Here is a 20,016-nt window from a genome sequence, read left to right on the forward strand (position 1 = left end):
TCAGCCTGCCTGTTCATCCCTTGGGAGTGAAAAATTGAAAAGATCACGGTCAAACCTCGTATACGATTCGTAGTCAAGGAGGTTGTAGAGCTCGCTCCGGGACTGCATCACGTCAAGTAACTCGCGTTGAGTTCCGTGTTCGGCAACCAGACGTAGTCCGGACTCGACTGCGTGCATCGCGAGTCGAAGCGGAGTCACCGGATAGAGCACGATATTGTAGCCGAGATTTCGGAGTGTTTTGATGTCGAGAAGTTCGGATTTTCCGAATTCGGTCATGTTCGCAATCAATGGGGCGTCGATTGCCTTCCGGAAGTGCTCAAATTCTTTCCGATTCATGAGAGCTTCAGGGAAGATGGCATCAGCTCCGGAGTCCAGGTAGTGCTGGGCTCGCTCAATGGCGCCGTCGAGCCCTTCAGAGGCTCGGGCGTCGGTACGAGCGATCAAGAGGAAATTGGGATCACGACGCGCCTCGGCCGCAGCTCGGATTTTCTGAACCATTTCATCGGGAGAAACGAGCTGTTTGTAGTCGAGGTGACCGCAACGCTTCGGATTGCGCTGGTCTTCGAGATGACAACCGCTCAAACCAAGATCTTCGAGAACCTGAATGGTTCGCGCTGTGTTCAACGGTTCCCCAAAGCCGGTGTCAATATCGACAATCGCTGGAAGGTTTGTGACTCGGGCGATTGTATGACTGCGGGCGGAAACCTCGCTCAGAGTGGTCAGACCGATATCCGGCAAGCCAAGGTCGGCAGCGAGCACCGCGCCGGAAAGATAGATTCCCTCGAAGCCGAGTCTCTCGATCATCAGGGCCACGAGCGGGGAGAACGCTCCAGGAAAGCGGAGGAGATCACCTTGCTCGAGCGAATGCCGAAGCGTTTCCCGTTTTTGAGCGGGAGTCTGATGGGCGTGGAGCATCAGAAAATCCCTTTCTGAGAGTCGCTCGCGGTTCCGAGGCGATCGGCAGGGACTTCGATCGAAAGTTGGTCAAGCTCGCCAGGTGTGAGGTCTTCGAGCTGAAGACAGGCATTGAGAAATCGTTCAGATTCGTTCGAATCCACGATGTCCTGAGTCAGTCGTCGGTACTTCTCAAGATAACCGTCTCGCGAAAAGGGGCGACGACCTCGCGAATGGGCGTGGGCGACTTCGAGTTGTTCAGAATACAACTGACCATCCTTCATTCGGATCTCGACCCGAGCGCCAAAGGCCTTGCGATTTGGATCGGGATCATGGTATCGAGCCGTCCAGGTCGGATCTTCCACCGTCGCAATCGTTCTCCAGAGCCGGACGGTTTCTGGCCGGGCTGCTCGCTCAGGAAGATAGCTGTCGACGTGATGCCAACGACCGTCTTCCATCGCAACTGCGAAAATGTACATCAGGCTATGGTCAAGCGTTTCGCGCGAGGCGGAGGGATCGAACTTCTGGGGGTCTCCCGATCCAGTCCCAATCACGAAGTGTGTATGATGGCTTGTGAAGATCCGAATTGACTCGATTCCTTCGAGATCCGGGATTTGTGTTCGCAACTCAAACGCGAGGTCGATCAGGGCCTGTGCCTGATACTCAGCCGAATGCTCTTTTGTGTACGTCTCCAGGATCGCCCGGCGCGGTTCGTCGTTGTCGGGAAGAGCGAGACAGTATTCGGCGTCGGGACCATTGAGGAAGCGGGCGATAACACTATCCTCGCCCTCATAGATCGGCGAGGGGCTGGTTTCTCCTCTCATGCAGCGATCAACCGCTTCAATGGCGAGCTTCCCTGCGTGCGCAGGTGCGTAGGCCTTCCAGGAGGAGATCTCTCCCTTTCGAGACTGTCGAGAGGTCACACAGACGTGAACGACTTGCTGAATGGCCTGGTAGATCACCTCGCAATCAAGGCCGAGCATCGCCCCGATTCCGGCAACCTGTGCGGGGCCGAGATGGGCGATATGATCAACCTTGTGCTCGTGCAAGCAGATAGCCTTGACCAGTGCAACATGGACTTCGTAGCTCGCCACAATTCCGCGAAGCAGGTCCGCACCTGTTCGGTCGCATTGCTGGGCCACAGCGAGGAGTGGAGGAATCGAATCTGCCGGGTGGGCATAATCGGCCGCGAGAAACGTGTCGTGCATGTCCAGTTCGCGGACGGCGGTACCATTGGCCCAGGCGGCCCATTCGGCATGAACTCTTGCATTTCGGGGAAGCCCGAATATGGTGGCTCCCAGGGGTCGAGGGTGGGCCATCGCCTGGTGTCGGGCGGTGATCACCGGTTTTCGAGCGAGGGCCGCACAGGCAACCCCTGCATTATCGATCAGGCGATTGATGACCATGTCCACCACCTCTTCATCCGGTGGGGGAGTTGTGGCAGCTGCACGAGCAAGGTTCCAGGCAAGTTGCTCTGATCGGTCAGGAGTCTGGGAGGAAGGGTAAACTCGAACTCGAATCGCGTGCATGAGTTTCAATCACATCGAGAGAGTGCCGGCCCCGAGTTTGGCGAAGCCGCCTCAGAGCCCCTGGTGAGTCGCAAGGAAGCGACCTCATCATAAGATAGCCCTCCCCGAGCTGATAGTGGTCCCTCGACAACTTGAACAGACCGATTCAATCGAGGATGGATGATCCGAGATTCGCTCAAACTTCATGAGCCATCAGCAATAGGGTTCGGTATCCTGGTGGCTCGTCGCGATGCGAGGCTGGGTCGATCCGGAAAACCGGAACTCGAAACGGTATCGCGTTACAGTGAATCATGAATGTGAAGAATTTCACAATTCACTTCGATGGCAGTTATCGGGACTCAACCATGCTCGATTTGAGACATCTCCGGAACGCGGCTCAATCCGAAGGTGGCGTGTCGCGTCGACTTTTCCTGTCCTACTCTTCGGCCCTCGCTGCGGTACCGCTGTTGGGTACCCGTGTCGAGGGGCGAGTGCTTCGACGAGTCTCGTTTGATCGCGACCCGTTCACCGTGGGTGTGGCTTCGGGTGATCCTGATGCGAATGGTGTGGTTCTCTGGACGCGGCTGGCGCCCGATCCTCTGACACCGGACGGTGGGATGTCTCGCGATCTGATTGAAGTGCAGTGGGAGGTCGCGACGGACGATGCCATGCAAACGATTGTGCAGCGCGGCACGACTATCGCCACGCCACAACTCGCACATTCGGTGCATGTTGAGGTTGATGGGCTCGACTCGGACCGTTGGTACTGGTATCGCTTCCGAGTGGGTGAAGCTGAGAGCCCGATCGGTCGGACACGAACGATGCCAGAGCTGATGGACCTGCCCGACCAGTTACGATTTGCCTTTGCCTCCTGTCAGCATTATGAGTCGGGGCTGTACACGGCGTACGAACATATGGCAAACGACGATCTCGATCTCGTTTTCCATCTTGGTGATTATATCTATGAAGGGGCTGGTCGTGATGGGCAGGTTCGGAAGCATGAGGGTCCGGAGATCCAGTCCCTCGCTGATTATCGAATCCGCCATGCGCAGTACAAGTCGGACCCAATGCTGAAAGCCATGCACCAGGCTTGTCCCTGGGTCGTCACCTGGGACGACCATGAGTTTGACAACAATTGCGCTGCCGACATCTCGGAAGAAGCTGGGGTAGACCCGGTTGAGTTTCTGTTCAGACGAGCGAACGCCTATCAAGCGTATTATGAAATGATGCCGCTTCGCCGCCGCTCGTTACCTCAAGGCCCGCACATGCAACTGTTTCGAACAGTTACCTTTGGGAGGCTCGCGAATTTCCAGGTACTCGACACTCGTCAGTATCGTTCGGACCAGCCGAACAACGACCGACCCAGTCCTTTAAACGAGGCAGCACTGGATCGTCGAAACACCTTGCTGGGGGATCACCAGTACGGCTGGCTTCAGTCTTCCCTGCTCGAATCAGGATCAATCTGGAATGTGCTGGCGCAGCAGGTGATGATGGCGATGGTCGGATTCCCGACCGACGACGGTCAGATCGTTCACTCGATGGATCAGTGGCCCGGGTATGCGCACGAACGCATGGCCCTCATGCGATTCCTTCAAGATCGCAACGTTCCCAATCCTGTTGTGCTCACAGGCGACATCCACTCGAACTGGGCCAACGATCTTCGAGTCGATGATCGTGAAGACGATACCCCGATCGTGGCGAGTGAGTTTGTGTGCACCTCGATCTCAAGCGGCGGAAATGGCCGAGCGACCATTCCGAATCTGGAAGAACGACTTGCCATGAACCCTGCGGTGCGATTCTTCAATGCCCAGCGCGGCTATGTTCGATGCACCGTGACTCCTCAGTCCTGGCAAAGTGACTACCAGGTTGTCGAGGAAGTGACCAAGCCCGGAGCTCCGGCAGTGACAAAGGGCTCATTCGTCGTCGAGGCTGGCAAGCCTGGAATTGAGCAATCCTGATCGGACTCACGTTGTCTGAGTTGAAATGCTGCGTTCCCTGCAAAACGATCCCTGACCAGAATCCTCACGAGTGAGTCGCGCCGGGATCCCCCCGTTTCTCTATGGGAGACGGGGGTTTGCGGATTCCTTGTGTGATCACTTCAAGGGGCTAAACTCAGTGGGAACGAGCATCCAACGCTCGACCGAGGCGGCGAGCGGTACTCCATCGGGTTGGCTTGCCTCGCGAACCTGATTCCAGATCGGGTCACTGCGGAATGACTCCCAGGCATTCAGCGCTCTGGGATAGCTTGGGTGAGCGAGAAAATAGATCAAGGTGGTGTCGGCCCCCTGGTCGCTCTCGATCGGCATAGTATAGAGGATGTTGGTCATGCCATGCTTCGAGAACAATTCCATGGTGTGTTCACGAAACCTTTTGTTCAACTCATTGAGCTTTCCGGGACTTGCGAGATAACGTCTCAGCTCGAACAGTCTCTCCTCTTCGACCGAGTCAGTCGAGGTCTTCGCCTGATCATTCGAGGTGTCGGACTGTGCTGAACGTCCGCCAATCCCGGGAAGCGCCGGGCTATAGTCAGTCGGGCCGAGATAAACGGTTTCCACACCAGAAACTACCGTGCCGTGAATACGTTTCTCTCGCTCGAATGCGTTGATCCAGTCGGGATCGGTTGCAAAGTTCTTCCAGCACAGTTCCGCGGCCCGCATGCTCGGGAAACCGACAAGATAGACGAGGCGCTCGTCTCCGTCGTCCGATTCATGGGGTGTCCAGGCGCCAATGAGCGTAATGTCATGTCGCTCGAACAAGGGGAGGTTGACCCGTTGGAACCGCTCGACCAGGACCTCGAGTTTCTCTGGTGCTGTGGTGTACGAGCGAAGTTGGAAAGTCATCACAGGGTCTTCCTCTGCCGTCGCGGAACAAAGCCCCAGGTTGATGGCTGCCAGCGTGCACGAGGTCAGGATCATGAAGCGGGTCATTGGAAACACCTCCCCGTAGTTATCGATACCGTTGACCGTTCTATCCTGCCTGTGGATTGGAGGTCAAGCAGACGAAGAAATTGGAGTTGGGAACGAGGACGGAGAACGAATCACGGCCCGGCAAGCCAGTGACCTGCCGGGACCAGGGTGTGTCATCTGCCCGTTTCAGGCGGCGACGAATGTCTAAAGCAAGCTCTTCGCGGCCATCGATCCCCACTTATCGAGATGGGTCGAGACGATCGTCGGAGGAGGCATCGCGATTCGAGGGAGTAGGTTGTTCACCCTGGAGGATCCCGAGCGCATCCCAGTCCAGTTCATCGAACGCTCCCGTGGGATCGCCGAAAGATTCCTCGGATTTCGACGAAGTGGATCCAGGCAATTGGCCGTTATACTGTTCTTGCAATGAGCGGTAGAGCTGGGCGAACTTCGGGTACAACTCCTGTCCATAAACGGCCTTCTCCTCTGGATTCTCGGCGGCACCGAACTGCAGGTTGTAGAATCTCATAAAGTCCAGAAGTGTAGGTAACATGACCTGGTCGACATCTGCAGACTTGTCGATAACTTGTTTAACCTCAGGTTCCTCAAGCATGGCGATCATGGCTGCCTGGGCTTTCAGGTGCCTGAGGGATTCCGCAGCCGTCGGACCTTCAATCTCCGCCTGTTGGATGCTTCGACACATCTCGCCAAGAACATCCCGGGCCTGAGTTAGCAATTCGGTCGGCACCGACTCTCCCTCGGGAACGTCGAGGATATTCTCGACAATCTCCTCGTAACGGCTGCGAAGAGGAGCCAGAGGCTCGGCGCGGAGTGCCGTTGGCCACCCAGGACCCTCTGAGGTCAATCGGCGCAAGGAGATCGCAGTTCCTCGGTGGGTAAACATAAAGGGAATCTTTTGAATCGTCTTTCCGGGAAGGGTGAGATTTTCGGCGGCATCCCGGATGACCGAGTTCGGAATGGCAGGGTTATCAATGTCGTAAAGCATGGCGTTGAGTGCATCGCCAGATTCAATCTCCTGAGGGTTCGGGTCATCTGTCCGACGCTCTCTCAACTCTTTGCGAGCTTCATCGACACGTTCTTCTCTCGCTTGTCGCTCTGCTTCAGATCGTAACCGGTGAAGCCTCGCTGACTGATACAGATACTCATTGAGTTCGATGAACGACTGGGTGCGAACTGCATCGGCCTGGGCAGATCGGAGATCACCGGCTCCCAGTCCGGCAGCAAAGGCTCCCATGCCCCGGAAACCACTTCCAACGACGGTGTTGCCGCCCCATCCACCCCAGCCGTACCCCCCATAATACCCTCCAGGTACGACTTGACTGTACGCTGCTGACGAGAGAACCAAAGGCAGCAACGCAACGAGTAAAGCCGCGAGTCGGGAGACCCGAGGACGCCTGGACCGTCCGGTCAGGAATTGATTCGTCATCTCTGAAGGCTCCATGCGTGGTCGATCGAATTCCATGCGTCTTGGTGATCGCAGGACTGAGCTGAGTGATCAACGCATCCGCAAGTCGTATGCCGAAAGCCAGTGAGAAGGATTCGATGCTCTCGCCACGCGAAGGCCATTTCAGAGTGGAACAGAAGATGCAATTCATTGGTTGGTCCTGCCGCAGATCGGATCAGTGCTTTCGACTTTCACCGAACGTGGAGCCATTGGTCCGATCCGACCGAGCCTAGACGACATCAGTGGTCAGGGCACCAACCCAAAACTCATGAGGAGAGAAACAGAGATGTCATTCAACGCACGATTGATCGCCGCTTCATGGATTGTTGGAGTCCTCGGTACCAGTGTCTCCTTTGGCCAGGTCATTGAGGAACGGCCTGCGTCTCAGCGAGGCGGACAGGTGTCAGAGGCCCCGTCACCCTTGACGAATACTCAATTGACGACAGAGAATCCGCAAGCGGGAATTCGTCGCATCAGCGATCTATTGAGCGGAGAGGCCAGAGGGCCTGGCGATGAAGGCCGAATTGCCGCCATCAGTGATTTGATCATGGATGGCCAGGGACGACCACACTACGTTCTGCTCAGCCGAGGCGGCCTTGCCGGTGTGGGTGGAGAAAAAATTGCGGTTCCGTTTCCTGTTGGAACCTTCGTTCAAGCTGATGATCACCATTGGCACTATCAATTGAGCATGACCGGTGATCAGCTTGATCAGGCGCCGACCCTGGAAGAAGGTTCGCTTGCTCCTCTGCGTGATCCGAACTGGGTCCGGGCCAATCATCAGTTCTTCACCGCGGACGTCGCCGGAGATGAAGCCGGTACCGGAGACGACGCCTTCCTGTTCCGAGCCGAGGCACTCACCGCCACGGACGTCTTTGGTCAGTCCGGTGACAACGCGATCGCCAGTGTCGACAACGTGATTCTCGGCCCTGACTTCCGCGCGACTTACGCGATCCTTGGTAATGGTGGGGTTGCCGGCATTGGAAAAAACCAGGTTCCTGTCCCATTCTCCATGCTCCGACTCAATGCCGAAGCCGACGATGATCGATATACGCTCGTCGTTAGGGTGGAGACAACGGAAGAACGCTTGCAGAGCGATCGCGCCCCGAGGCTCGATGGCAATGATGAGCGCATGCTCGACCCGACCTTCCTTGATCGAGTTCACGAATTCTTTGGTGTTGACCCCTCGTGATCTGAGTTGTCTACCAAGGCGCGGGAGCCCAGGCTGATCCTCATCGTGTCCAGCACGTCAGTCTGACTGGACGAGACTCGCACCGCTGGATCGATCAGTCGATCCAGCGGTGGTTTGATTTCGACTTGATAGCCAACAGAGCCTTGAATGATCGTCTAAGTAGATCGTCCAGTAAACACATAAAGGAAAAAATTCCTATTTATTAGGATCGGCCGATGCCGTAATATGTGAATCCATGTTCGGTCATGCGTTCTGGGTCGTACAGGTTGCGTCCGTCAAAGACGACAGGATTTCGTAGCAAACGGTGCATGATCTCGAAGTCTGGATTTCGAAACTCGTTCCATTCGGTCACGATTGCCAGGGCATCAGCCTGATTGAGGCAATCGTAGGGGCGTTCACAGAAGGTCACCCTGTCGCCGTAAATCTCTTGGACGTTGGGCATCGCCTCCGGGTCGTGAGCACGAACCGAGGCCCCGGCCGCGAGCATTGCGTCAATGAGCACCAGGGCGGGGGCTTCGCGAATGTCGTCGGTCTTTGGTTTGAAGGCCAGTCCCCAGACGGCAATCGTTTTCCCTTTCAGTCCTTCCACACCCCCAAAATACTCCGTCACCTTGCGAGGCAGGACGGTCTTTTGTGCTTCATTGACCAGATCCACCGCTTCCATCATGAGACTGGGCATCTCCTTCGAACGGGCCATGTGCACCATCGCTCGAACGTCTTTCGGGAAGCAACTGCCACCGTAACCCACCCCTGGGTGAAGGAAGTGAAACCCAATTCGTTGATCGTGGCCGATTCCTCGGCGCACGTCGTTGATGTCGGCCTGATAGGCTTCGCAGAGGTTCGCCATTTCGTTGATAAAGCTGATTTTCACAGCCAGCATGCAGTTGGCCACGTACTTGGTCATTTCTGCCGATTCGGGAGACATGACCAGAAACGGCCGGTCTGTTCTCAAGAAAGGTGCATACAGTTCATGAAGTTTTTCGGCAACTTCGGGGTTCCGAACACCAATCACGACACGGTCGGGCTTGGTGAAATCCTCGATTGCAGCTCCTTCCTTCAAGAATTCAGGGTTGCTCGCGACGTGAAAGGGAACGTCGGTCAACTGCGACATTCGACGGGCCAACTCCGCATTCGTTCCGACCGGAACCGTACTTTTAATCACGATCGTCTTGGATTCATCATCCGCTGAGAGATGGCGAGCGATTTCCTCTCCAACAGCCCAGACACCGCCAAGGTTCGCCCCGCCATCATCCCCCTGAGGGGTACCGACGGCGATGAAGATCAGTTCCGCGTCAGCGATCCCTTCGGCCAGGCTGGTCGTGAATTTCAGGCGACCATCCTTGAAATTCCGATGAACCAGCTCACTTAAGCCCGGCTCGTAAATCGGGATTCGACCCTGGCGCAAGCCAATGATCTTTTCTTCAACCTTGTCAACACAGACCACGTCGTTGCCACTGTCGGCCAGGCAAGTACCCTGAACCAGTCCGACGTATCCGGTGCCGATGACGGCGATCTTCACGGCGATCCGTCCTCATTTGATGTGGAGCAGGAGTGACCCGGTCCTCGGTGGATCGTGGAGAGATCCGAAACCGCGCGGTCCGGACGATTCATCTTGAGAGAGTATAGGACGTCTTGCGGAAATTGATGAACCGAGCGTCCCTTCTTCCCAGAAGTTCATCGAGTCCGAGACGATTCCTTGCATCAGACTCGTTCGATCTTCTGGGTGTCCGGGCATTATCGGACAGCGATGATGATCCGGCAACCCCTGTTGGATCGCCTGTCAAGTGGGAGCATTGTCAGGGGGAGATAAATGACCATCATTCCTCGGTTGCGACCCGTTCGAGCATCTTGAGAAGTTCCGCTCGAACCACCTCTCTCCCTCCCGTTTCCCAGACGTCAAGCCATCGAAGATCGGCCCAGGCCCGCAGAAGTGATTGCCGGGTGGATTCCTTTCGAATTCGCTTGAGAACAAGGGGTCTAAGCTCGACCAGGAGCGTTGCATGGTCCATTGCAGAGGGGCCGATCGCGTCTGATGCCCGATCGAGGAGGGTTCGTGCCAGTGCCGGACCAGCTCCAGAGGTCGAAATACTCAGGAGAATGGGACCCGATCGCCAGGTCGCCGGCACTGAGAAGTCTCCCGAAGTGGGTTCGCTTGCCGAATTGACGAACACTCCCTGGCGATGCGCGTCACACACAACCTGGGTGTTGACTTCTGGACTGGCAGCCGCAAAGACCAGAACCGCGCCTTGGAGATGCTCGTGTCGATAGGATTCTTCCACGATCAATAAGTTCTCAGGAGGCTCTGCACCCCATCCCACCGGATCGATCCCTCTGACTCTCGCTCCTGCCTCCAACAGTCCCAGGGTCTTTCGTCGTCCGACCGTCCCGAGCCCCACCACCACAGCCAGGCGTCCGTCGAGATGGAAGACCATGGGATATCCGGACATCTACGAATACTCCATCGAATCAAGCGGTCGAGTGAGTGGTCAATCCTCCGACAGGACTTATCCCCTTTTCGTTTCACTGACGAGTTGAATTTCGGAACCAGGCCCCGCGCATTCCTCAGATCGGGGACGATTGTGTGGTGAATCATGGCATGACTGACGAGATCAATCGAGTCGAAAAAAGGATCCCGGTTCGGTGGTCCTGTCGTTTCTTCCCGCGGTCCTGCTTCATCGACATCCGCGATCGCAAGGATTATGCTGCGATCTCCAGAAGCTGTACGTCTTCAGGAGAGTCTAAGCGATGCCGACCCGCCGTACCTTCCTCCGTCAGGTGTCCGCTGGAGCTTCCTTGGCGGGCGCTTACCTGAGCCGTCCCACGCGTTCTCACGCCGAGATTGTTCAGGTTAAGGCTCATGTTCGTGGGGTGACCACCGGCCCAAAGGCCCACTTTTTTGGCTATTACGATAAGTGTCCCTGGGATGTGACCGGACGTTATCTCCTTGGTATGCAAATCGACTATTGTGATCGCCAGCCAGATCCGGGAGATGAGCTGACCATCGGGATGATCGACCTTGAAGACGTCGATCGATTCATCCCGATCGACCGCACGTCCGCCTGGTCCTGGCAGCAGGGTACGATGCTTCAGTGGCTCGGCTCCGCTCCCGAACGTCTGATCATTTACAATCAGGTGGACGGGGATCGGTATGTGTCGGTTATCCGAGACGTTCACTCGGGAGCAACCCGGACGCTCCCACGACCGATCTATGCGGTTGATCCCTCGGCAACCACAGCCGTGACTCTCGATTACGACCGCCTCAATCGTCTTCGACCCGGATATGGTTACAACACGCTGCCCGAGGTCCACCCGGACGATCCCGCACCCGAATCAGGCGGGATCTACGCCATGAATATTTCAACGGGCGAGAACAAATTGATCATTCCAATCGCCTGGGCTGCTTCGCACAAGCCCGACGATCGCTTCACCAGCGAGTCCCATCACTGGTTCAATCATCTACAATTCAATCCTTCGGGTACGTTCTTCATCTTCCTGCATCGATGGGGCAAGCCCGGAATGCGCTGGGGAACACGGATGTTTGTTGCCCGGCCCGATGGGACGGACATTCGCTTGATTCAGGATACCGGCATGGTCTCCCACTTCGATTGGCGAGACGACCGGACCATTCTTGCCTGGAGTGTTTCGGCCGAAGGAGAGGACGCCTTTTATTTGTTCGACATCGAGACTGGCGCGATCGAACCGATGGGGCAGGATGTCTTAACACGAGACGGGCACTGCTCCTATTCCCCCGATCGCCGGTGGGTCTTGAACGACACCTATCCGGACTCAGATCGAATGCAAACCTTGATGGTCTACCGGCCTGAGGACAATCTTCGCGTCGAGGTGGGTTCCTTTTTTCTCTCACCGAGGCTCTCTGGACCCGTCCGATGCGACCTTCATCCACGATGGAATCGTGATGGGACTCAGATCTGCATCGACTCTGCTCACATCGATGGAACTCGACAGCTTTACCTTGTCGATGTTTCGGAGGTCACGGGGGAGTGACGCGTTCCCGTTCCAACGGTGATCCGGGACGACCAAGGCACCGTCCTGGATCACCGTGATGACCATCTGACGAACGTTCGATGGTCAGACGCCGCCCCGTCCGCGACGTCCGGGGCGGGCTTCGAGATCATCTTTCAGGGCTTCCACTTCCTCTCGAAGCGACTTGAGCTGTTCCTTCAAGTCTTCGAGTTGCTGCTCCAGCTCAAGATTTCGCGGTGCTCCGGGGAACTCGCGGAGCTGGAACGGTTGTCGAGGGGCTCCTGGAGCACCCGGCACTCGTGGGCCAGGTCGGAGAGTCCCGGTCTCAGGGTCGATCATCACACCAGGGCCGAAAAAGCGCATGCCCTCCGCTCCTCGGGGAGCCCGAAGCCCTCGGCTCTCTGGACCGGTCGGTTGGCCATCGGTTACCGGGACGGAATCAGGAGTGACCTCGATGGTGATCCGTTCACCGTCGCGAACCAGGTTCAGGGAGATGGCTTCGCCTTTACTTTTCTGGACCAGCTCCGCCAACTCGGTCGCACCGACGACCGATTCACCGTCAAGCTCTACCAGCACGTCGTTCGCCTTCAAGCCCGCCTTCTCGGCGGCGCTGTTGGGGGCAACCTCCATGACGATCACCCCCGTCCCTTCTGGCAATCCAAGCTGGGCTCGAACCGCGTCGTCGGGTTCGTTGATGACCACTCCCATCCGATACGTTCGATCGGCGGGAACGGGTGTCTCGCTGGTCCGAGTCAGGGTGACGGTTTGCTGCGTTCCCTCCCGCATCAGGGTAACGGTGATCTCGTCTCCTTCCAGCTCACTGAGCGCCTCCTCCATGTCGGAGTCGCTCTTGACGGTGATCTCGCCGAGTTTCAGCACGATGTCGTTCCGCTCGATGATCCCGGCGGCTGGGCTCCCCTCAGCAACGGCATCAACGACCAGGCCTCCCTGTTCCGGGAGTTCGAGGTGTGACCGAAGTACCTCGGGGACAGGCCGGAGCCGTAAACCAAGACTTCCGTATGCCTCTTCTTCGTCGAGGAGAAGTCTCATACCGCGAAATTGTTCGAAGGGTAATTCGCTTGCTTGTCCAGGGAAGTGTCGCTGCATCGATTCGAGTTGACGCAGGGCTTCGTTCACGCGTTCCTGTTGCTCGGGACTAGCGTTGGGTCTTTGGAATACATAAATCTGAGCGGGATGGGTCTGATCTTGATCGGGGTCAACCGTGTTCTGAGCCTGGATCATTCCCATCGGGGTGAGGCAAAGTCCAAGCGCGAGGGTCGGTGTTCGCAATCGATTAACAACCATTGTCGGTCTCCTGATGGGTGAGCGAAACGTCACGTCAGCTCGCAGTCCTTGCGAACTGAGACACAGGGTACGAGGACCAAGCCTTCAGAAACCGGGCCATCAATAGGTTGTGCGATCGATGGCCCGGATCTGGACGTCATCGACGGGGATGGTCAGATACCTCCCGTCCTCGTCAAGTTGCACGGAGACAAGCCTACGTTGCGATTCAACCTCATAGCCGAGCTGTTCCCAGCTCTTTCGGAACTCCTCGGGGACGAACGACGGTTGATCACGGAGCCATCGGTCGTCGAGTCCAGGGCCGGTCAGCACGGGGAGTTCGACAACCGGACCCTCCGGATTCGAGTCCGTGGGCAAGCTGAGGTAGCCGATGGCCTTGATCTCGGCTCCCCAGGGGGAGGGATTGGCAGTTGTGTCTGAGGCTTCGAATGGGGGAACCCCTCCATCGGTCCGATCAAACCCTCGGGCGTTCCCGGAAACGCTGGCCATCCCCTCTTGATCAACGAACTCGGGCTGGACTGTCAGTTGGCCGAGCAGAAATGCCGCACCAATCAGGGCAGCTGCCAGCGTGATCGGAAACAGGAGCGTTCGTGGTGGCCTTTTCGAACGAGACATCACGTCGAAATGAGGTGCTTCTGGTTGAGCCGTCATCGCTTCGAACGTCTCACGCCAGGCCTGTGCTTCGAGGAATGCGAGGGCGCAACGTCGCCAGCCGTCGGGTTCGGAGTCAATCCGGGAGAGTAAGGCTCTCTGCTCCTCGGCGGTCAATGAGCCATCGGCCAGGCGGTCGAGGTCCTCAGTCCGGATCGGTGGTCGGGTTGCATGAGCGTCCATTGAGAGGTTCGTCCTCACCTTCAGGGTGAGTCGGTCAAGGGTCACGTCTGGTTGGGAAAACAGAACTCGAGACCAGGGGGTTGAAGGTATTAGTCTCGATTGGTCTGCTGCAAGCAGCGGTCCAGCTTTGTTCGGAGGCGAGCCCTGGCTCGGTGCAGGCGAGCCTCAACGGCCGATTCGGACAGTCCGAGCCGATCGGCAAGCTGTCGACACGACCAGTCCTCGGTGTACTTCAGGAGCAGGAGTTCACGGTCCTTGGGCGACAATTCATCGACCGCGCGGCGAATCAGTCCGTCACGCTCGGTGGCCATCAACCAATCGAGCGGATCTGGATGCCCGGCGGGCGAGTCTGCCTGTGTGACCTCGGCATAGCGGGCGTTGAGTTTGCGACGACGACCCTGAGATCGCCGGTAAAGCAACGCTTGACGGACCGCAAGACCATAGAGCCAGGCTCCGATCCGAGACGAGTCTGAGACCGGCGATCGCTGGGCAATCGCAGCGAGCGAAACCTCTTGCAAGACCTCCTCGACGCCCTGCGGTTCTCCCAGCCGGGCACGAATGACCGTACGAAGCCATCGACCGTGCTCGGCCAGTACAGCCGACCAGTCAAGTGGCTCCGGCCCGGAAGCCGAACCGATCGTGAGCGAGGAGGGAGGCGGTGCAGCCATTACAGAAAGAAACGTTGCCGCAGACGCTCACTTTTTGCACTCTTTTTTATTCAGGGGAGCCGATAACCCGGTTGCTTGACGTCATCTGAAGGCGCAAGGTGAGATCTCATTGAGAGTTCCGCGACAGTGGCGCCCTCTGCAACTCATGATCGTCCTGTCTGCCCCAAGCGATCGATCACCATTGGACACGGCTTGGAAGCGTCGGACAGAGGAGTGCTGGAGATAGGCACGGAGACGATCGGGAGGCGTGGTTCGTGATCGCGTCCGTTCAAGGGGTTTCTTCCGTGGCTCTCCAAAGCGCGATCCGTCTCAGCGTGATGCGAGCGGCGGCAATCAGATCAGTTCCCTCGCCTTCGAAGTGTTGCGAGACGGCCCGATCGCCGATCATTGGCACAACGCATCGAAAAATGACCGGACCTCCGAACTCCCCTTCGACCCAGTAGCGGCCGACTTCGAGTTCCTCCATCCGATGACGGATTTCAGCCCAGTCGGACATTTCCTCCGGATCGTTCGAGTGGCTCGCAAGGCGAATGCTTGGATCGGCGCTTAGAGGCTCGGAACGGTCCTGACCAGGGAAGGGATTGTCAGTTTTGGTCAGGAAGGAACCGGAAGATGGTTCCGAGTCCGACGACGCTTCCGAGCGAAGGGTCTCAGCATGTGGTGCGGAGGCGATGGGATCGGAAGAATCGATCGGAGATCGCGTGGTGTTCCCGATTCTCGACTCCTGGTCCCCAGACTGCGTCACACCTCGATCTGACAGCTTCCGTCGGGCGAGATCGAGGAGGGAAGGGGGGGGGACTGGGAGATCTTTTGTAGAGGTCGTCGACGGGTCGGGGGAAGCGGCATCTAGAGGAGACGACTGGGGTACGATGGTGGGACCGAGGGGAGCTTTGACCGTAGGAGCGATCTCGCCCCCCGAATTCTCGGCAGGGGTAAACTCGCGGTCGGATGTCTCCTCGGTCATCAAGGAAGAGGGGGCGAAGGGAGAAGACTCTGCGACCGGAAGGAAAGATCGCGCCGAAGCAGGCTGGGTATGGTCCTTGCTGTCATCAAGGAGGCTGGTCGTCGCGGTCTTTTCCTCGGAGGCTGTCCCGTGGGCAGACTCAATGGTCTCGGGCAACTGCTTCGGGAGATGCTTCGACAAGGAGGCGAGCTGCTGACGTCCCCATTCGAGGCCGGGGCCGTTGACCAGCGCACCTCCGAAAAAGGCAGCAAAGATCAAGACAATCGCGAACAGCCCCTGTCGCACGTCGGCCTCCTTGCCCGACCCCGCCGTTATCGTTCATCACTGAACACTCGCGGCGGCCGGCGACTCAAGCGATGGCAATCCCCGTCGAATCCCTTTCTAGGGATCGCATCAGTAGCAGAATCGGGCGAACCTCGCAAGGTTGTCCGGCGCGTCGCCGGAGGGTTGGTCGAGGAACTCGAATCGGGAGATCCAGACCATGGGTTCATCCAGAACCTCTAGAATCGACCGATCACCCGGACGGATGCGTCGTCCTTACTCACGGTCGACGTCGCGTTCCTTCGAAGCGTTCGAGGAGCAATCGCCGAACCTCTCCTCCAGGGAAGACTCCCGCCGATCGACCGGATCTGCTACCTTCAACCCCATGCGAGGCGCGATGCTCCGTGCCCTGATGCTGCCGATCCGGATCCTCCTCCAGGCAATTGACTGGATGGGGAGGCTGGCGTCGTTACTTCTGGGGTTCCTGTTGATGGTTGTGGGGTCGGCGTTCCTTGCCGGACCGCTGATGCTGTTCGGGGTGCCGTTGTTCCTGCTGGGACTGTTCCTGACGCTCCGCGCGCTGGGCTAACTAGTCGCGTCATTGATGTGCCCGGTCATAGGCTCCTGGGCGTTCGACGATGGGAAGAGGATGAGCATGACTTGGTCAGGATCATGATTCATGGGGCCGATCTACCTCGACCACAACGCTTCCGCCCCTCTCGCCCCTGAAGTTCTTGAGGCAATGCGGCCGTTCTGGCTCGCTCCGGGGAACCCTGAGAGCCGGCACTCCTTTGGTCGGCATCCCAGGCGGGCGTACGAGCACGCTCGTGAGACAATCGCCAGCATTCTCAATGCAGACACGTCCGAGGTGATCTTCACGTCCGGGGGGACGGAATCAAACAACCTTGCCATCTTCGGAATCGCTGGAGACGATCGACCCGCGGAGGTCCGGCATCTGGTGACGAGCCCGATTGAGCATCCCGCGGTCTCGGAGGCCGTGGATCATCTCGAAACCCAGGGTGTTGTGGTTGATCGGGCGGAGGTCGGGCAAGATGGCCGGGTCGATCCCGAGGCAATGGCCAATCGTCTTCGGCCAGGAAGCACCCTGGCGACACTTATCCTAGCCCAGAATGAGACGGGAGTTCTTCAGAACGTTCAAGGTCTGGCCGAACGTGCCAGGGAACTCGGAGTTCCCGTCCATACGGACGCTGTTCAGGCGGTTGGGAGAGTGCCGGTCGATTTTCGACAGTTGGGCGTGGCAACTCTTGCCACCAGTGCTCACAAGTTTCACGGACCGGCCGGGGTCGGCGTGCTGCTTGTTCGATCGGACGTCTCCCTCACACCAAGGCTCTTTGGCGGGGGCCAGCAGTCGGGAAAGCGAGCTGGGACACCGGCCGTGGCACTTGCGGTTGGGATGGCCGAGGCACTTCGGCTCTGGCATCGAGACGCCGAGCAACGCATCGATCGCTGGATTCGTTTGAGGGATCGTCTGGAGTCGTTTCTCGTTGCGGGGCTTGGTCGGGCATCCGTGATTCGGACGGGACCGGAAGACGCTCAGGATCGACTTCCTCAGACGCTTCACCTAGCTTTCCCCAACCTTGATGGGGATGCCTTGCTGATGCAGCTTGACCTTGTCGGAGTTGCGGCATCACTCGGATCGGCTTGTGCCAGTGGCTCGACTCAACCCTCAGCAACCTTGATGGCCATGAAGGTGCCGGAGGATCGTATACGCTCGTCGGTCCGATTCAGCCTTGGAGCGACGACGACCGAGGAGGAGATCGACGAAGCCGCCCTGAGGATCATTGAGGTGGTGCGCCGGATACGTTCTGGTGATGGAGAGTTAACTCAAGGTCCCACGTGATCTCCGAGCGGAGGATCGCGATCCCGGCCCTCGCCCGATCCGTCGAGCAGAGGCCGGGTGATCCCCCCAATCATTTCGGGAGATTGCTACAGATCTGTGCCCGTGTCTGGAGATCATGAACCGCATTTTCCATCGCCTTCAGGGCCGCGATCGTCTCCCGAGAGACCTCGAGATGCCCATCAATCAGCAACTGGATTTGCTCCTGAAACAGTTTCTGATTCTCGACGTTCTGGCTCATCAAGCGGTTAATTTGCTCCTGAAATGACGACTGAGACGCCACGACACGAGCATTGAACACCTCAGTTATCTGACCCAAGCTAATTTGAGTACGCTCCTGTTGCTTGAGAAAAAGAATGACGGTCACAATCAGGGCCGCGACACTACCACCGCCTGGCAGCATCTTCAGCAATTCGACTTCCACGATCGGACTCTCCGGCTTGCAGGTGCAGCACTCTTGCGAGAGTGGTGGGCTATGCTCCTCCCTCTGGGTCGTGTCCTGGGCTCGGTCCGCCGATCCGGTCCGTTTCCGACGGAACGCGTGTTGTCAACGAGTGAGAACGTGCTCGTCCTGGATCTCCTGAGGAAACCCTCGCAACGATTGCTCCTGAATCCACCCTGAATCAACTGAGTGAGGGCTGGCCGAGATCGTTTGCCGTGGGGGTACATTGCTTCGGGAGATCGTCCGTCCGGAAAAAAGAGAAACGACGTCCTCGTCTCCCTTACCTTTAAGATCACTTTCCTCTGGCACCCTTAGGCACTTTTTTCTCGATTTCTTTTTCGGCCCGTGGTCCAAATCAATCGAGGCAACGCGCTGACCGAAGGGACGCGCCAAATTAGCTGCAGTCCGATGCGGAGGGTCCCGGAGCGTTCGAGGATCTCATCAATGGATCGGTTGCAAATGGGCTCAGAGCCTCGGCCATCTCCCTGGCTGACGGCCAGCGATCCAACGGGTTTTTTTCCAACGATCGTCGGATGATCCGATCAAATGCTTCCGGAACGTCTCTCCGGTGAACGCGGAGCGGTACGGCCGGATGTTCCAGAGTCTTGGTAATGGCATCCGCGTTCTTCGGGTCGAAATCGAGGAAGGGGTATCGACCACTCAGCAGGTAGTAGAGTGTTGCCCCTGCGCTGTAAATGTCGGCTGCCCCCTGAACATCGCGGAACCCTCGGATGTGATCAGGGGACAGGAACCCCATCGATCCGCCGAAGTCTCCCTCGATGGTCATGCCCTTGAAACCGGCGTCGTCGCGAAAATTCTTGGCCAGTCCAAAATCAGATAGTTTCACAAGCGGTCGTCGAACCCCTCCCATCACCAACACGTTCGAGGGTTTGATGTCTCGGTGAACGAATCCGCGCTGATGGGCATGATCGAGTGCGAGGAGCAATTGTTTCCCGATCGAGGCAATGGCCTGCAGCGGCGGTAGACCTGCAATCGCGTCGACCCAATCGCGGGCACCTTTGCCGTCGACGAACTCCATCAGCAACTGGAATTGACCTTCGTCTTCGATCGCTTCAAAAAAGGCCACGATGTTGCGGTGCCGAAGGTTTCGCAGCACGTTCATTTCCCGAAGGAAATAGGCCCGGATCCGATCTCCAGCGGCCACGAACGGAATCATGACCTTCAGGGCAACTGGAAGGTTGTCCGCCTCTCGACGCGCGAGAAAGACTTCTCCCATCCCTCCGCCACCAATGTGGCGTTCGATCCAGTAGCCTTTGGGAGGCTGAGGATAACGTCGTCGACGATCCGCGCATGCCTTGCAGTACCACTCGACCACTTCGCCGGGCATGGCTGAGATTGTCAGGTCGGAAGGTGCCGGGGCCGTACAACCCCGACAAACGATTGGCAACACGCCCGACGATTCGATGACGACCTGAAACACGCTGTTCCCAGCGGCGATGGTGTCACCGTCGTGCAGGCGGGTGCATTCGACCCGGACGCCATTGACCCGGATGCCATTGGTGCTTCCCAGGTCGCGCACCATGCAAAGCGGTGGGTTGACTTCGACAAGGAAGTGATGACGCGACAGAAACGGGTCTTCCGGCATCGAGCACTGCGCGTCGGTCGCTCGACCCACCGAAAAGGCAGCATGTCGATCAAAACGGAACACGTGCCCTTGGTGCGCCCCGGTGGAGACTCGCAGTTCCACTTTCATCAGGGTCAATACTCCGAAGTCGAACCGATC

Annotated in this window: 17 protein-coding genes; 5 read left to right on the forward strand and 12 right to left on the reverse strand. The window is 57.7% G+C overall.

Annotated elements, in window-relative coordinates; genetic code table 11:
• Both prpB and HG800_RS21830 read right to left on the reverse strand, forming a co-directional pair.
• Complete coding sequence (prpB, locus tag HG800_RS21825; protein WP_169979491.1) at positions 1 to 915, reverse strand: methylisocitrate lyase; 915 nt, start codon at positions 913 to 915, stop codon at positions 1 to 3.
• Positions 915 to 2,423, reverse strand: coding sequence for an MmgE/PrpD family protein (locus HG800_RS21830; protein ID WP_169979494.1), 1,509 nt, complete (start codon positions 2,421 to 2,423; stop codon positions 915 to 917). Before HG800_RS21830 ends, prpB begins: the two co-directional genes overlap by 1 nt.
• Before the next feature lie 344 nt (positions 2,424 to 2,767).
• Here HG800_RS21830 and HG800_RS21835 point away from each other — a divergent pair, with 344 nt between their 5' ends.
• On the forward strand, positions 2,768 to 4,360 hold the full coding sequence (locus HG800_RS21835) for an alkaline phosphatase D family protein (protein WP_169979496.1): 1,593 nt from the start codon (positions 2,768 to 2,770) through the stop codon (positions 4,358 to 4,360).
• Positions 4,361 to 4,495: 135 nt separating this feature from the next.
• Here the strand turns inward: HG800_RS21835 and HG800_RS21840 are convergent, their stop codons facing one another.
• The gene (locus HG800_RS21840; protein ID WP_169979498.1) at positions 4,496 to 5,329 is read right to left on the reverse strand and encodes an NIPSNAP family protein; all 834 of its coding nucleotides are present in this window, start codon (positions 5,327 to 5,329) and stop codon (positions 4,496 to 4,498) included.
• A 217-nt stretch (positions 5,330 to 5,546) separates the two neighbouring features.
• Positions 5,547 to 6,752 carry a hypothetical protein gene (locus HG800_RS21845; protein ID WP_169979501.1) on the reverse strand — a complete coding sequence of 402 codons (1,206 nt, stop codon included), beginning with the start codon at positions 6,750 to 6,752 and terminating at the stop codon, positions 5,547 to 5,549.
• A gap of 304 nt (positions 6,753 to 7,056) precedes the next feature.
• On the opposite strand from HG800_RS21845, the gene HG800_RS21850 reads away from it, so the two are divergent.
• Positions 7,057 to 7,959, forward strand: a complete 903-nt coding sequence (locus tag HG800_RS21850; RefSeq protein ID WP_169979503.1) for a hypothetical protein — start codon at positions 7,057 to 7,059, stop codon at positions 7,957 to 7,959.
• A 202-nt stretch (positions 7,960 to 8,161) separates the two neighbouring features.
• Here the strand turns inward: HG800_RS21850 and HG800_RS21855 are convergent, their stop codons facing one another.
• Positions 8,162 to 9,478, reverse strand: a complete 1,317-nt coding sequence (locus tag HG800_RS21855) for a UDP-glucose dehydrogenase family protein (RefSeq protein ID WP_169979505.1) — start codon at positions 9,476 to 9,478, stop codon at positions 8,162 to 8,164.
• A gap of 298 nt (positions 9,479 to 9,776) precedes the next feature.
• Positions 9,777 to 10,406, reverse strand: a complete 630-nt coding sequence (locus HG800_RS21860; protein ID WP_169979507.1) for a precorrin-2 dehydrogenase/sirohydrochlorin ferrochelatase family protein — start codon at positions 10,404 to 10,406, stop codon at positions 9,777 to 9,779.
• A gap of 298 nt (positions 10,407 to 10,704) precedes the next feature.
• Between HG800_RS21860 and HG800_RS21865 the strand changes: the two genes are divergently transcribed.
• The gene (locus HG800_RS21865; protein ID WP_169979509.1) at positions 10,705 to 11,964 is read left to right on the forward strand and encodes a hypothetical protein; all 1,260 of its coding nucleotides are present in this window, start codon (positions 10,705 to 10,707) and stop codon (positions 11,962 to 11,964) included.
• A gap of 84 nt (positions 11,965 to 12,048) precedes the next feature.
• Here the strand turns inward: HG800_RS21865 and HG800_RS21870 are convergent, their stop codons facing one another.
• The 4 genes from HG800_RS21870 to HG800_RS21885 all read right to left on the reverse strand — a co-directional run bounded on the left by HG800_RS21870 (position 12,049) and on the right by HG800_RS21885 (position 15,996).
• Positions 12,049 to 13,248, reverse strand: a complete 1,200-nt coding sequence (locus HG800_RS21870; protein ID WP_169979511.1) for a PDZ domain-containing protein — start codon at positions 13,246 to 13,248, stop codon at positions 12,049 to 12,051.
• Between the two features lie 99 nt (positions 13,249 to 13,347).
• Positions 13,348 to 14,079, reverse strand: a complete 732-nt coding sequence (locus HG800_RS21875; protein WP_169979513.1) for a hypothetical protein — start codon at positions 14,077 to 14,079, stop codon at positions 13,348 to 13,350.
• Between the two features lie 89 nt (positions 14,080 to 14,168).
• Positions 14,169 to 14,747 (reverse strand): RNA polymerase sigma factor, encoded by a 579-nt coding sequence (locus HG800_RS21880; protein ID WP_169979515.1) that lies wholly within the window; start codon positions 14,745 to 14,747, stop codon positions 14,169 to 14,171.
• A gap of 268 nt (positions 14,748 to 15,015) precedes the next feature.
• On the reverse strand, positions 15,016 to 15,996 hold the full coding sequence (locus HG800_RS21885; protein ID WP_169979517.1) for a hypothetical protein: 981 nt from the start codon (positions 15,994 to 15,996) through the stop codon (positions 15,016 to 15,018).
• A gap of 241 nt (positions 15,997 to 16,237) precedes the next feature.
• On the opposite strand from HG800_RS21885, the gene HG800_RS27645 reads away from it, so the two are divergent.
• Positions 16,238 to 16,561 (forward strand): hypothetical protein, encoded by a 324-nt coding sequence (locus HG800_RS27645; protein ID WP_235963872.1) that lies wholly within the window; start codon positions 16,238 to 16,240, stop codon positions 16,559 to 16,561.
• Positions 16,562 to 16,651: 90 nt separating this feature from the next.
• Entirely contained in the window at positions 16,652 to 17,833 is a 1,182-nt protein-coding gene (locus HG800_RS21895) for a cysteine desulfurase family protein (RefSeq protein WP_169979519.1), read from the forward strand.
• A gap of 70 nt (positions 17,834 to 17,903) precedes the next feature.
• Here HG800_RS21895 and HG800_RS21900 read toward each other — a convergent pair whose 3' ends face one another.
• Positions 17,904 to 18,254 (reverse strand): hypothetical protein, encoded by a 351-nt coding sequence (locus HG800_RS21900; RefSeq protein ID WP_169979521.1) that lies wholly within the window; start codon positions 18,252 to 18,254, stop codon positions 17,904 to 17,906.
• Between the two features lie 412 nt (positions 18,255 to 18,666).
• Positions 18,667 to 19,986 (reverse strand): FHA domain-containing serine/threonine-protein kinase, encoded by a 1,320-nt coding sequence (locus HG800_RS21905; protein WP_169979523.1) that lies wholly within the window; start codon positions 19,984 to 19,986, stop codon positions 18,667 to 18,669.
• Positions 19,987 to 20,016: the final 30 nt, after the last annotated feature.

The organism is Tautonia rosea (genome assembly GCF_012958305.1).
GTDB lineage: Bacteria > Planctomycetota > Planctomycetia > Isosphaerales > Isosphaeraceae > Tautonia > Tautonia rosea.